The sequence below is a fragment of the Rossellomorea sp. GAMAL-10_SWC genome, assembly GCF_049568075.1.
In the GTDB taxonomy this organism is placed as follows: domain Bacteria; phylum Bacillota; class Bacilli; order Bacillales; family Bacillaceae_G; genus Gottfriedia.
Genome location: NZ_CP144911.1, coordinates 3,766,963 through 3,782,850, shown reverse-complemented (window position 1 = coordinate 3,782,850; position 15,888 = coordinate 3,766,963). Strand labels below are relative to the sequence as shown.

Below are 15,888 nucleotides of genomic sequence, written 5' to 3'. Positions count from 1 at the left end.
CTTCTAGCTCCAAAAAGTTTAATCTTCATAAATAAAAAAAAAGGATTTAGGGGATATTTACCACTATGGACTATTTTTCGGGTTACATAGGAGGTTTATATGATACTTAGTAATGAACAATTAAAAGAAAGAGGACGTGAGTTTGCTTTAACTCAGGAAATTTTTGTGAACAATTTTTTAATTGTTCGTTATTGGCCAGGATTTCGAAAAGATATGGCTAATCTACATACGTTTGCAGAAAAACTGAGTAACAATAAAGTGCATTGTAGGCTACCAGCGGAAGACTGGCTCCTAGATCACATTAATTTTATAGAGACTCAAGCTCAAGAAGTGTTAAGTAAGCTGCCACGGGAAACTCTACATAAACTACCAAAATTAAATTCTACTGGGATGCCAAGAATATATGCACTTTGCAATGATTACTTAGAGCATGTGGGTAGTCGATATGAGGTCAACTCATTTGAAGGGTATATAAAAGCCTATCAAGAGGTATCTGTTCTAAAAGATCTAGAATGCTGGGCTTTGCCAAGTGCTATGCGAGTTACTTTGATACGCCGTTTGTCTGGAACGATGGTTGAAGTACAACGTCGTCACGAAATATGTGATTCTATTACTTCAATTCTTGAAAAAATAACAAAGTTATCAGACGATAAAATTCGAAATTTATTGGATAGAGAAGCACGTAAAAAACCGTTTGGACCAATTGAGATTGTACATTTAGTGAGACATTTGAGCGAATTGGAACCAAATATGCATATCGTTCATGACTGGCTTGCAGCTCACATAGAGAATAGTGAATCTAGCATTGAGCAGATAGTTTCGTTTGAGAACCAATTACAAGCGGACTTGCAAGTAAGTTGTGGGAATCTAATTCAAAGCTTACATAAGTTAGAGCGACAGCCATGGAGATTAACATTTACAAAAATTTCACATCTAGAACAATTTTTACTCTCTGATCCATCAACTATCGATTATAAAAGTTTAGATTTAGACAGTCGAGACATAATTCGTGGACGTGTTGCAGAGATTGCAAACAAGTTAAAAGTACCAGAAATGTTAGTAGCTGAGACAGCACTACATCTGGCCAAATCGAAAATAGTAGAGCCAGATCAATCAAATGTAATGCCGAGAAAGGCTTATATTGATTATTATTTATTTGATGCCCAAGGAAACATAGAAATACGTAAAGCACTTTTGAAGAAAGCTAGACCACGTATTCTTCCACAAATATCTTTACGAAAACAACCATTGTATTTGTATTTATCAACTGTAGCTTTATTGTTTATAGGAATATTGTTTCTCTCTGGTGGACTGATAACAGCTGGGGCATTCTTTCGACCTTTATCGTGGATAGCGATAATAGTAGCTCTTATATTACCTGTTAGTGAGTGGGCTATAACGATTGCCCATAAATTAATTTGTCGATATAGTCGCACTACAAAACTTTTAAGGTTTGATTATTCAGAAGAACTTCCGGAAGATGCCAGTACAATGGTCGTTATTCCAGTTATATGGTCAAGCACCAAAGATGTAGATGAAGTAGTGGATCAACTTTTAGTTCATTATCTTGCAAATCGTCAAAAAAATATTTATTTCGGTATTTTAGGTGATTTTACGGATGCGTTGACTGAATCAAAAGCTGAAGATTATGAACTATTAACACATGTTACTTCAAGGATCGATGCATTGTGTAAGGAATATGGGGAAGATAAATTTTTCTTATTTCACAGATCCCGCCTTTACAATCCAACAGACAATCTTTATATGGGATGGGAGAGGAAACGTGGAAAAATAGTAGAGTTTGTTGAGTTATTGTCTGGTAGTGATAATTCTAGTTTTACAACAATTCATGGAGATAAAGATATATTAAGGAAGATTCGATATGTATTTACAATAGACCAAGATACCCAATTACCAATTGGTGTTGTTGGCCGAATGGCTGGTACCATTCATTACCCGTATAATCGACCTCGATTAAATGCAGATGAAACACGCGTAATTGAAGGTTTCGGATTATTACAACCACGAGTGGGCGTGAGTTTTGACTCAACACAAAAGTCTCGCTTTACTTCTTTATGGGCAGGGGAGCCAGGAATTGACCCGTATTCTTTTGCCGTATCAAACGTATACCAAGATTTGTTTGGTCATGCAATTTTTGTGGGTAAAGGTATTTTTGATGTAGAATCATTTCAAAAAACCTTGGTAAATCGAATACCGGATAATCATGTACTTAGTCATGATCTACTAGAGGGTGGGTTTCTTCGAGCGGGACTAACTTCTGATATTGAAGTTGTTGAGTCGTATCCGAGTTCCTTTTATTCATTCCAATGTCGAGAGCATAGATGGATCCGAGGAGATTGGCAACTTATCAAATGGTTAGGAAAAAATTGTGTAGATCGTAATGGTGATAATAAACGAGTTGATTTATGTGGATTAACACGTTGGCAAATTACTGATAATTTGCGCCGCAGTCTACTTGCACCAGCTCTTTTACTAATTGCCTTACTAGGATTTAGTGTATTACCGGGTAAATCTTTGGTTTGGGAAACAATCGTACTTTTAACTGTTTTTCTTCCCTTTCTTTTTTCACTTTTACAAGGTGCGATTGGGAGAGGAAGCATTCGTGTAATAAAGATTAATTTTATGCAGAATCTGGTTAAATTTGTAACATTGCCGTTTACATCGGTTCTTGTAGTAGATGCTACTTTACGAACTCTTTACCGGCTATACATTAGCCGACGTAATTTGCTAGAGTGGGTCACGTTTGCTAAGACTAGTAACAATCCTGCTACAAAAAGAGTCTTTATGTACGAGTCTATTGGATATGCAGTAATTATATTGTTTGGTATATTGGTATGGTTTTCCAAAGGTACTTTAATTCACATATTTGGTACTGTGGAACTAATTATGTGGTTTTTAGCAAGGCCAATCATACAGCAATTTAATCGACCGTTAAAAGTTGAAAGTAGAGTTTGGTTGGATAAAGCACGTGATGAATTAAAGGAATTAGCATTTCAAATTTGGTCGTTCTATGAAAAATATGTTACGTCAGAAGAATCTTGGTTACCACCTGATAATGTACAGTATCTATCGAATGAAACCGTTGCCCATCGAACATCGCCAACAAATATTGGACTATATTTAACTTGTGTTGTAGCTGCTCGTGATTTAGATTTTATTGATACATCTAAAATGCTTGATCGAATCGAATTATCGATGAAAACCATTTCTAATATGGAAAAATGGAATGGACATCTACTCAACTGGTATGATACATGCTCTGCAAAGCCGCTTTCTCCTCGATATGTTTCCACTGTCGATTCAGGAAACTTTATTGCTTATATGATGGTAGTAAGACAGGGACTAATAGAATGGAAAAAGAGAGAAGAAGAATTTCAATCTCGTATTGAAAATATTATTATTGAAATTAATCAACTCATTGAACTGACAGATTTCAGATCCCTATATAACAATGATGAACGCTTGTTTAGCCTTGGTTATCACGTTGACTCAAATCATAAAGATACGATTCTATACGATTTACTTGCTTCAGAAGCTAGGCAAGCAAGTTTCGTAGGAATTGCACTTGGCCAGATTCCCGTTTCTCACTGGTTTACACTTGCTCGTACTATGACAATTTTTAATAAGAAAAAGACACTTTTGTCATGGTCGGGAACAATGTTTGAGTACATGATGCCAAGCTTGATTATGCGGACATTTAAAAATACCATTTGGGAATCAACTTATCGAGGAGCTATTGATCGTCAACGTCAATATGCAGATAAATATCAACTCCCGTTTGGTATATCAGAAAGTGGATATTACGCGTTTGATTATCAATTAAATTATCAATATCGTGCATTCGGTGTTCCAGGGCTTGGACTTGAACGAGGTTTAGAGCGAAATCTGGTGTTAGCACCTTATGCAACCATTATGGCTATTCCATATGCAGGTGATGATGCTCTTTTGGCCCTTCAAAAATTTAAAGAATATGGTGCAAAAGGTGAATATGGATTTTATGAAGCTGTTGATTTTACAAAAGCTAGAATGCCTAAGGGGCAAGAATATAAAGTAATACAAAGCTTTATGGCACATCATCAAGGTATGAGCATGTTAACCCTTGTCAATTTATTGACTGATGATATTATGGTAAACCGATTCCACCATGATCCACGAGTTTGTGCAGCGGACTTGCTACTCCAAGAAAGAGTGCCAGTAAAAGCAGCATTAATTGAAAAACCAATAGGAATTGATGCAAAAGCTCCTGAATTTGATGGTAATTTGGATGACACTGAACGTACCTTTACGGGGCCGAGCTCCATTCCAGAGGTTAATGTTTTGTCAAATGGACAATTAACTAGTGTAAACATGAACGATGGAACAGGCATGATTTTATGGAATGGGTTAGCTGTCACAAGATGGAAAGAAGATCCTGTATCAGGAACTTCTGGGCCAATTATTTTTATTCATGATGTCAACTCTGAAGAAACTTGGAGTACATCAGGTTTCCCATATGAGACAACGATGGATATGAAAACACAATTTCGTTTTGACAAAACTACTTATGAAGGAACAAAAGAAGGGATATCTTATAAACTTGATTTGACGATATCTTCTGAGATTGACGCAGAAATACGACGACTTCAAATAGTTAACAACAGTAGTGAAAATCGTACATTAGAAGTAACATCTTTCTTAGAATTAGCGCTAGCAAGTCAGTCTGCAGATAGTGCACACCCAGCATTTAGTAAGCTTTTTATTGAAACTAGCTTCGATAAAAATGCACAATGTTTGCTAGCTAAGCGTCGTCCACGAGAGGATGAGGAGGATGAAATCTGGGCAGTTCACACAATTTTTGTAGATGGACGTGAGAAAGGAGATTACGAATTTGAAACAGATCGGGCAGAATTTATAGGTCGTGGTAATACGCTTGAAACACCAAAAGGTATTTACTCACATCTAAAAGGTTCAACTGGTTCCGTTGTTGATCCGGCGTTTTCAATGAGGCGTTCATTACAATTGGGAACTAATGAGACCGCTACTATTTATTTTGTTACTGGTGTTACAAAAAGTCATGAACAAGCGCTTGAAATTGTACAGCGCTTTAGTGATTCTAAACAAGTTGATCGAGCATTCCACTTGGCTTGGGTACGATCACAAATTGATCTTAGACATTTGAATTTAACACCTAAGCAAGCTACTGATGCAAATGTGTTGGCGGGAAGACTTCTATTTAACCCACCGTTAACAAAAATTCGTAGTGAGGCAATTTCACACAATACATTGGGACAATCTTCCTTATGGCCTCTTGGTATTAGTGGGGACACGCCAATTATTTTAGTTTCCATCAAAAAAGAGTCTGATTTGCCTTTTGTTACTCTTTTAGCTTGTCAGCATCAATATTTAGTGAAGATGGGGTTAGCTATTGATTTTGTGGTACTAGATGAGACAATTGGCAATTATCAAGATCAGTTCATGAGAACTTTAAATGAAAATCTTATTTCTCGTGGAATCTATCACATGAATCGAATTGTTGTATTGAAGTCAACCCAGTTGTCAGAGGATGAAAGAAATTTACTCTTAGCTGTTGCCCGAGTAGTATTGAAAGCTGGAGGGCCAAGTTTACGTGCACAATTACGTCTATTAGAAAAAGATTTACATCCATTACGGAAAATCAAGATTTCAAAACAAATACAACACGAGAAGCAAGCGATTAGTATCCCTATTGGTGAATTTTTTAATGGTAGGGGTAGTTTTATCGATGATGGCCATGCGTATCAAATGATTGTAAAAAACGGAGAGCATTTACCTAGACCATGGAGTAATGTAATTTCTAATCCAAGATTTGGATGCTTATTAACTGAATTAGGTACTGGATATAGTTGGTGGCGAAATTCCCGTGAATGTAAACTTACGCCTTGGAATAATGATCCGGTCCTCGATCCTCCTGGTGAATGTCTTTATATAAGAGATCTTGGAACAAATCAAGTTTGGTCAGCTACTCAAAAACCTGCGGGTGGTGATCGAACATATAAGGTTATACATGGTAGGGGATATAGTAGTTTCGAACAACTTGATGGAGATGTAGTTTCTACTATGGATACAACAGTTCCGTTAGATGATCCGTTGAAAATTATTAGACTTCGATTATTTAATAAAAGTGATGAATTAAAGAAGATAGCCATAACGTATTATGCTGAATGGGTTCTAGGGGTACTTAGAGAGGCGCAAGCACCATTCATTGTTACAGAATGGAATTTAGAAAATAGTACACTACTTGCACAAAACAAGTACCAAGAAAAGTTTCGTGACGCGATTGGTTTTATACATATTGCGCTTCCAGAAACGATAGCGAAATCTCATCATACGTATTCTTGGACGAGTGACCGTACAGAATTTATTGGGCGGGGCAATACATTAGAGTGTCCAACAGCATTATTAGAAGAGACACTTAACAAGAAAACTGGTGTGTTTTCAAATTCTTGTGGGGCCGTACAAACTGTTATCGAACTTCCAGCTAACGAAGAAGTGACGATTAGCATATTGCTTGGTTGTGCAGCTTCCAAACAAGAAGCGTGTTCACTAGTACAGCAATACGGAAGGCCTTCTGCGTATGAAGAAACAATTTCAAACGTTAAAAAGTACTGGGAGAGTACTCTTGGACAAGTGAAAGTTAAAACACCTGATCGAGCGATGGATATAATGATGAATGGGTGGCTTCTGTACCAAGCACTTAGTTGCCGATTATGGGCTCGCACTGCTTTTTATCAGGCAGGAGGCGCATTTGGTTATAGGGATCAATTGCAAGATTCACTAGCCTTTTTACATGTTGATTCGACAATATTAAAAAACCAAATACTTATAAACGCAGCGCATCAGTACCTTGAAGGCGATGTTCAACATTGGTGGCATGAAGAAACTCACAAAGGAATTCGAACGATGTTTTCTGACGATTTACTGTGGCTACCATATGCTGTTTCACGTTACATAGAACAGACAGAAGACCTAGAAATTCTCCAAAAAGAGGTACCATTTTTGTATAGTGAAGTGCTAAAAGAAGGAGAATTGGAGCGCTATGAGGATACAGTTGTGTCTGATGAGAAGGGGTCAGTGCTAGAACATTGTCTACGCGCGATTAAACATTCTTTGAAGTTTGGTGAACATGGTATTCCATTAATGGGAATAGGTGACTGGAATGATGGAATGAGTAGGATTGGTGCTAAGGGACGTGGGGAAAGTGTGTGGCTAGGTTGGTTTTTATTAGATATTTTAAAAAGGTTTTTGAAATTTGAAGAGGGTATCCTTTCACAAGATATCGTAAAGCAATTTGAACATGAAGTAGCTCAATTGGAAATAAATATGAATAAAAATGCTTGGGATGGTACTTGGTTCCGCCGTGCATTTACTGACGCAGGAACATGGCTTGGCTCAATGGAGAATACAGAGTGTCGAATTGATGCTATTGCCCAGTCTTGGTCAGTTATTGCTAACGGGACAGCAATCGATCGTCAGGAAAGAGCAATGCGTTCATTTGATCGTGAACTTGTAGATCGAGATTTGAATCTGGCACGTTTACTAACAAAAGCATTTGATAAAACATATCCAAGTCCGGGGTATATACAAGGCTACCCACCTGGAATTCGAGAAAATGGTGGGCAATATACTCATGGAGTTATTTGGGGAATTGTAGCTTGGGCAATCTTAGATCGTCGTGATAAGGCATTTGATCTGTTCTCTATTTTAAACCCAATCTCACATACAAAAAATATTCGTGATATTAAAACATATGGAAATGAACCATATGTAATGTCGGCCGATGTCTACACAGCAAATCCACATGAAGGACGTGGAGGTTGGTCATGGTATACAGGTGCTTCTGGTTGGATGTACCAAGCAGGTCTAGAATATATTCTAGGAATCAAGTGTAGAGGAAATCGTTTATATATACAACCTTGTGTTCCTTTAGAGTGGGACTCATTTAGTATTGATTACAGATATGGTGATTCGATCTATTCAATTGAGGTTTTTTGTGGCCAAAACCAAGATGGACCAACATGGTTAGTTGATGGAAAAAAACAAGAAAATAGCGAGTACTTATTTCTCGAAAATGATGGGGAAAATCATCAAGTAGTAGTTTATGTAGGTATACAATATTCTAAAGTAATATAATTGAATATAAAAAAGGAGTGCATTTTTTGCACTCCTTTTTAGTTGTTTAAAATTTATAAGTAGATTTATTTTTTTAGAATTACTTAATTTATCATCTTTTAATACCAATTCTTTTAAATAGTTTTCAAGCGGTTTTTTAAGTTCGGTTCTCTTTAAAGCAAAATCAATTGATGCTTTATCTGACTCGATTTCATAAAGCCAAGCATACAATCCAAAGTTTTGAAGGTCCCCGGTAATGGTATTGATTGACTTATCTAGGCATACAATATGAATATTATTTTGCAAGCAGATGTCCCGTAACTCATATGATAACTTGCCGTTACGAGCTAATCTAGAAAAGGATGGATATTAGTTTTATAATCTTGTAGGATTACTTCTACAAATATTTTTATCCATCAGGATTTGAATAATTAATATCAAGTTTATTAATCTTTGCAACATAAACTTAACCAGAATTAATCATCTGTCTAGATGCAGAGTGCCGAAAAAAAGTGAAGAAAACAAAAAATAACTCTAAAATCAACTTTTATTGTATATTTTGGAGTTACTTGACGTTTATGATCATCATAAGGATTTGCCTCTTTCCCTACATTCCTTATCTCCGAATTTGTCCATTTCCACGAATCACGTATTTTGTAGAAGTCAATGCAGGAAGTCCCATTGGTCCCCTTACATGTAGCTTTTGCGTACTGATGCCGATTTCTGCACCAAAGCCGAATTCAAAACCATCAGTAAAGCGAGTCGAAGCATTATGGTAGAGCGCCGCGGCATCTACGGACGTGAAAAACTTGTTCACACTTTCTTCCCTTTCTGTAATAATCGCTTCGGAATGCATGGATCCATAAGTATTGATGTGGTTAATAGCTTCTTCAACAGAGGAGACCATTTTGACTGCCAGCGTGAGAGACAAAAATTCAGTTCCCCAGTCTTCTTCTGAAGCAGGTACAATAGAAGAATCGATAGCTAGTGCCTTCTTATCTCCACGTAGCTCTACTCCTTTTTCCTTTAAGGAAGAAAAGAGCTCGGTACCAAATCGGTGCGCCCACTCCTCATGAAGTATAATTGTTTCAATTGCATTACATACAGATGGTCGCTGTGTTTTTGCATTTATAATAATATCAAATGCCATCTGTTTATCCGCTGTTTCATCAATGAAAATGTGACAATTTCCCGCACCTGTTTCCAATACAGGAACAGACGCTTCTCTCACTACAGTATCTATTAGCTGTTTGCCACCTCTTGGGATAAGAACATCCAAATACTCATTTAATGTAAACAGCTGCTTTGCACTATATCGTGACGTATCTTCAATGAGCTGTACGCTTTCTGGAGGCAAGCTCGTTTGTTTAAGAGCTCGGTGAATGACAGCTACGATGGCTTTGTTAGAATAAGTAGCGGAAGAACTGCCACGCAAGATCACTGCGTTTCCTGTTTTCAAGCAAATTGTGGCCGCATCCACAGTTACATTCGGTCGCGCTTCGTAAATCATCCCGACAACACCTAGTGGCACACGCATTTCTTGAATAGACAATCCATTCGGTCTTTCCCATGTGGTTACACATTCTCCAACAGGATCACGCAAATCAATTAGCTGCCGGATACCCTCTGTCATATCAATAATGCGCTGTTCATTCAGCGTAAGGCGGTCAAGTATAGAAGCAGACATTCCTTTTGCTTTACCTACTTCAATATCTCTTTTGTTCTCCTCCAAAATATAGGGTGTTTCTATTATCAATTGATCCGCAATCGCAGCAAGTGCCTTGTTTTTTTGAACTGTGGATTTGAGAACAAGTTCTCCAGCTATCTTTTTCGCTTTTTGTCCCTTTTCTAATACTTCATTCATCTTCATTTCCTCCTTTAAAGATTCAAAATATAAAAACTTGAGGCATGTTTAACTTTGACAACTTGGAACGATCATCCAAGACTTTTCTACATAGATATTAGGTGAATCAATCAGATTTAGGATGGAGGATTCCGCCCTCTTCACTTGAACGGATCCTCTCTATTCTTAAAATGAAACCCAATTATCCCTATGAATGACTTCATAGCTATGTCTTACGCCTTGAGCCTGAATGACGTGACTCTGCATCCCTTTTATATCCTGTAGTTCCTCTGCACTATATCTACACTGACCTTTCCCTATCAAGAGTCCTTGTTGTGTGATGACCTCCACAACTTCGCCCGCTCGAAAGAACCCAGACACATTAGTAACACCAGCAGGAAGAAGACTTTTTCCATGATGAATGATGGCTGAGGCTGCCCCGGCATCTACTTCAATTTGTCCACTAACAAGCGAATGTAGCGCGATCCATTGCTTGTTCATCTTAATCACTTTTTGAGGAGCATTACCGATATACGTTCCATCACCTTTACCCTTCAAAACATCTAAAAACTTCTCCTGTCCACGTCCTGTTCCGATAAATACACTCACTCCAAGAGATAGTGCCGTCTTTGCAGCATCGATTTTTGATCTCATACCGCCAGTCCCAAGTTTTGAGCCCGCATCTTCAGCAAGAGAAGCAATTTCTTCCGTAACCTCAGGGAGGAAATAATACTTTTTCGCGTCCGCATTTTTCTGAGGGTTTTGGTCATATAAACCGTTCACATCCGTAAAAATCATGAGCATATCCGCCGAAACAAGCCCACTCACTAAAGCTGACAGCATATCATTATCACCAAAAGTCAGCTCCTCTAAAGAAATTGAATCATTTTCATTAATTATTGGAAGAGAGGAACGATTTAGTAGCTCTCCTAAAGTGGCATATGCATTACTGTATTGATCTTTTCTAGAAAAATCATTTCTCGTCAGCAAAATCTGCGCGGTAACGATACCATATTTACGGAATTCCTCCGTATACGCCTGCATTAACAGACTTTGTCCTACAGCTGCGGCAGCCTGCTTCCCTTTAATTGTTACAGGTCGACTTGGATACCCAAGAGCAGAAAAACCTGCAGCAATTGCCCCAGATGTAACCAGCAACACTTCATGTCCTTCCTGTTTCAATTGCGCCAAAGCAGCAACATGATCAGAAAGCTGTTCCTCAGAGATACCTCCATGATTAACTGCCAAGGAACTGCTTCCAATTTTCACGACAATTCGCTGTTTTTTCACTTTTGTCCCTCCTATTCTAAAATGTGAATTTTTTTGTAAATTAAACTTCTAACATGCTATTTAGCAATAAAGAGCAAAATAAAAATGACCGCTTCGCCCTTAATAAAAAGGACGAAACGGTCATTGTTCCGCGGTACCACCTTTATTGATATAAATATATATATCCGCTTGACACCTATAACGAAGGTATACGCCTAAACTTTCGTTTAAGACTCAGGGATAGGTTCGATACTTTCTATACGAGGAATCTTTCAGCCGGTGAATTCCACTCTCTTTCGCAAGAAGATATATGTACTAGTTCCCTTCGACGATTTTCAATTTTTGATTTTTATACATTATGCAATATAGTGCGTTTTTATGTCAATAGGAATTTTTTAAATTAAATTAATTTTCTAAACATTTCTAGCATAAAGTGAAATTCATGTCTAAACATAAGTTTTTTTATATTCATTATGTTGTTAATAGTGATGTAATACTAATCTTCAATTGATTTAAAATTTGATTAGTTAATATATAATAATATACAAGTTGTAAAACCAAAATTTATAAGTTTCCTTACATTATTTAGTGGTATCCTTATATTTATTTTGTCATTAAACGATTTGTTACGTCACTAAATGTCTTATGTAACTAAAACTTGCAATTCTTCAATAGATGATCGCTTTTTTTATTCAACAAAATGGCAGAATAGTTGCATAAGAAATGATAAAATAGTAAGTCAATAATTGATAATTTTTTAAAAAAACCGAATTATCTTGACAATTATCGAATGGATTGATATGGTTATAAAAAAATATTTCTTATCCAGAGAGGTGGAGGGACTGGCCCTTTGAAGCCTCAGCAACAGGTCTGCTTAAGTAGACACTGTGCTAATTCCAGCGGGTGATAACCTGATAGATGAGAGCTTCCGTTTTTATTTGTCAGTAGCGCACTCTTTTTTAGAGTGCGTTTTTGTTTTTTCTGGATAGTAACTAAAGGAGAGTAGTAATGGGGAACAAAAAGGGGCAAGAATTTCAAAGGAACATGCAAGCACGTCATTTAGTCATGCTATCGCTTGGTGGGGTGATTGGAACTGGCTTATTCTTAAGCTCGGGCTACACTATTCAACAAGCTGGCCCGTTTGGAACAATACTATCCTATCTTATTGGTGCGCTAGTGGTTTATCTAGTTATGCTATGTTTAGGAGAGCTTTCCGTACATATGCCTGAAACGGGCTCATTTCACAGTTATGCAGTTAAATACATTGGACCGGGTACAGGGTATACAGTAGCCTGGTTGTATTGGTTAACTTGGACTGTTGCTTTAGGTTCTGAATTTACAGCCGCAGGATTACTTATGAAGCGATGGTTTCCATCGATTAATGTTTGGATATGGAGTGCTATTTTTGCCATTTTGATCTTTGTATTAAATGTCATGACTGTTAAATTTTTCGCCGAATCCGAATTTTGGTTTTCATCGATAAAGGTTATTGCTATTGTGATTTTTATTGTTTTAGGAGCAGCGGCAATGCAAGGGTTTCTTCCGATGAGTCATTCAAAAGCAGCACCATTATTTTCTAATTTTACAAGTGAAGGTTTATTTCCTCATGGTGCTACGGGCATTATAATGACCATGCTTTCGGTTAATTTTGCTTTTTCGGGAACAGAATTAATAGGCATTGCAGCTGGAGAAACCGCGAACCCGGAAAAAATGATACCGAAGGCCATTCGAACTACTCTGTGGAGATTGATCATCTTTTTTGTAGGAACGATTTTTGTTTTATCTGCGTTATTGCCTATTTCCGATGCTGGTGTATTAGAGAGCCCTTTTGTTGCAGTTCTAGAACGAATTGGGGTGCCATATTCAGCTGACATAATGAATTTCGTTATTTTAACAGCTATTTTATCTGCGGCAAACTCAGGCCTTTATGCCTCTTCTAGAATGCTTTGGTCGCTTGCTAATAAGAATACGATATCTCCGATTTTTGGAAAAATGACGAAGCAAGGTGTTCCAATCAATGCCGTCATTTTCAGCATGGTGGGTGGAGCTTTGGCTTTGCTCTCAAGTATTGTGGCACCAGATACTGTCTATATCGTACTTGTTTCCATTTCCGGTCTAGCAGTAGTTGTAGTTTGGATGAGTATTAGTACTTCCCAGTTCCTATTTCGCAGACAATTTTTGAAAGAAGGAAATTCTGAAAAGGACTTGATTTACCGCACACCACTGTATCCATTAGTACCAATTGCTTCTTTTATCCTTTGTCTGGCATCGTGTATTGGAATTGCATTCGATCCAACACAGAGAATTGCCTTATATTGCGGCATACCGTTTATTTTGTTTTGCTATGGAAGTTATTATCTAACAAAAAATTTAAAAAAGAGGGGCGTAGATTATGTCGAACAAAGTCAATCCAATTGATGCTATTTTATCCCAACATTCCATTATGCTTCTTGACGGAGCATTAGCTACAGAATTGGAGGCGCATGGATGTAATTTGGACGATCCCCTTTGGTCGGCACGTGTGTTACTAGAAAATCCGGAACTTATTTATCAGGTTCATTCGGACTATTTTCGTGCTGGTGCGGACTGTGCCATAACAGCAAGCTATCAAGCTACTATTAGTGGTTTTTCCGCGCGTGGAATACAAGAACAGGAAGCTTTGGAATTAATTAAGAAAACGGTGTTACTTGCAAGAAGGGCAAGAGATGATTTTTGGAAGGAAAATAAGCAAACGAATAGGCCTAAACCATTGGTTGTTGCATCGGTTGGGCCGTACGGGGCATACCTTGCAGATGGTTCAGAGTATGTAGGCAACTATGGTGTGACAGATAAAACATTAGCAGACTTTCACCGTTCGAGAATGTCAGCGTTAATTGAAGCAGGTGCAGATCTATTGGCATTTGAAACGATCCCTTCCTTGCAAGAAGCAAGAGTATTAGATACATTATTACGTGAGTATCCAGAAACATATGCGTGGGTTTCCTTTTCGTTAAAAAATGAGCAAGAGATTAGTGAAGGTATGAAACTCGTAGAGTGTGCACGAGTTTTTGAGAAAAGTGAACAAATTGTAGCGATAGGCATCAATTGTGCGCCAGTAACCGTTGTGACTGGTGCAATACAAGAGTTGAGGGCAAACACCAAAAAACCGATTATTGTTTATCCAAACTCTGGTGAAACTTATAATCCAGAAACAAAAACATGGCATGGTCATGAACAATGTAACGTGTTGGATATTCAATCTGAAGAATGGTACCAAGCAGGTGCACGTTTAATAGGTGGATGCTGCAGAACGACCCCTTATCACATTGAGGAGATATCGAACAAGTGGCGTTCTTCCGAGTATTGAACCAATTGAAGGTGAAGGGGACTATTTATTCGTAATTAAAGTTAACGAATAGGTTAATTTAGTTATTCAAAAATCAGTTCATATTACTGAAAGTTATTCAACTAACGCATGCGATTCTTCAATAACGAAGGATCGTTTTTTTATGCAGCTAAATGGCAGTTTAGTTGAACAAGATTCGTAAAAAGACCGATAATTTAGACAGCCTTAACAGAGTGTATTTGTAAAATATTACTAATTTTAAATAGGTATTTTACTACTTCATCATTATAGTACACGGCATATCATAATAGTGGTGGTTGGTAAGGCAATATGCGTTAACTGAGGAATAGCCCTAATATATAGAAAAGGGTGAGTATATATTTGAAGAAGGACAAGCATCATGATGAGTGCGAAGGTAAGTGCAAGGAACACAAAGAAGAAAAATGTAAATGTAATGATAGTCATCAGTGTAAGGAATGTTGTTGCTGTTGCGAAGGACCTAGAGGACCTAGAGGTAAAGAGGGTGAAAGAGGACCGAGAGGAAAGATGGGAGCCACAGGACCACAAGGATTACCGGGTTCAGCAGGAGCTACAGGCCCAGCAGGTGCAACAGGTCAGGCAGGAGCTACAGGTTCAGCGGGTGCAACAGGTCAGGCAGGAGCTACAGGTTCAGCGGGTGCAACAGGTCAGGCAGGAGCTACAGGTTCAGCGGGTGCAACAGGTCAGGCAGGAGCTACAGGCCCAGCAGGAGCTACAGGCCCAGCAGGCGCAGGTGAAAGCTTTATTTATTTCGGTACGGACCAATCTATTGGAAATAATGATTTCATTGGTCTAGGAACATCTTCTCCAATGTTTAACCGGAATACGGTTGTGATTCCAAGAGCTGGAATTATTACGGGAATTATCTTTAGTATTCGAGACAATGCGTTAGCTGCAGATGAAACAGCAACAGCGCAAATTTATATTAGTACAAACTGTGCTCAAACTGCGATGGCTACGGGCATCATCGCATCAGTTCAAGGTCCAAACCCTCCGTTTTGTTGCGGGATGTCACCAGCTGCATCATTAATTGTTGATCCATGTGATTTAATATCAGTTCGAATTACAACAGGCGATGGGGCATTACCAGAGGGTGCGGCTGCAACTGTTTTCTATACAACTTCTTAAGAAAAAGGATCTTCTATGAAGGTCCTTTTACAACTAACATGAGCTACATTAAATAGCAATTGAAGTAGCCAAAAAAAATATAAAGCTAGATATTAACCAAATTGAATTAGCGTTTCCAAATTTATTAGACATAATA

6 protein-coding genes, 1 riboswitch and 1 other annotated feature are annotated in these 15,888 nt (G+C 37.9%); of the genes, 4 read left to right on the top strand and 2 right to left on the bottom strand.

The features are described from left to right. Positions 1–99 precede the first annotated feature (99 nt). A complete protein-coding gene (locus tag V5E38_RS18450; RefSeq protein ID WP_499211053.1) occupies positions 100–8,169 on the top strand; it encodes a glycoside hydrolase family 94 protein in 8,070 nt (2,689 codons plus the stop codon). 595 nt (positions 8,170–8,764) lie between these two features. On the opposite strand, the gene V5E38_RS18445 is transcribed toward V5E38_RS18450, so the two are convergent. Then, entirely contained in the window at positions 8,765–10,012 is a 1,248-nt protein-coding gene (locus tag V5E38_RS18445) for a glutamate-5-semialdehyde dehydrogenase (protein WP_098231558.1), read from the bottom strand. A gap of 165 nt (positions 10,013–10,177) precedes the next feature. Next, complete coding sequence (proB, locus tag V5E38_RS18440; RefSeq protein WP_499211052.1) at positions 10,178–11,281, bottom strand: glutamate 5-kinase; 1,104 nt, start codon at positions 11,279–11,281, stop codon at positions 10,178–10,180. 104 nt (positions 11,282–11,385) lie between these two features. Continuing rightward, positions 11,386–11,598, bottom strand: a binding site (T-box leader). A 480-nt stretch (positions 11,599–12,078) separates the two neighbouring features. Beyond that, a riboswitch (SAM riboswitch) is annotated at positions 12,079–12,185 on the top strand. Between the two features lie 83 nt (positions 12,186–12,268). Between proB and mmuP the strand changes: the two genes are divergently transcribed. The 3 genes from mmuP to V5E38_RS18425 all read left to right on the top strand — a co-directional run bounded on the left by mmuP (position 12,269) and on the right by V5E38_RS18425 (position 15,752). Continuing rightward, positions 12,269–13,678, top strand: coding sequence for an amino acid permease (gene mmuP / locus V5E38_RS18435; protein ID WP_499211051.1), 1,410 nt, complete (start codon positions 12,269–12,271; stop codon positions 13,676–13,678). After that, positions 13,653–14,606 (top strand): homocysteine S-methyltransferase, encoded by a 954-nt coding sequence (gene mmuM / locus V5E38_RS18430; RefSeq protein ID WP_499211050.1) that lies wholly within the window; start codon positions 13,653–13,655, stop codon positions 14,604–14,606. The genes mmuP and mmuM overlap by 26 nt, the downstream gene beginning before the upstream one ends. A 360-nt stretch (positions 14,607–14,966) precedes the next feature. Then, positions 14,967–15,752 carry a hypothetical protein gene (locus V5E38_RS18425; RefSeq protein WP_499211049.1) on the top strand — a complete coding sequence of 262 codons (786 nt, stop codon included), beginning with the start codon at positions 14,967–14,969 and terminating at the stop codon, positions 15,750–15,752. Positions 15,753–15,888 lie beyond the last annotated feature (136 nt).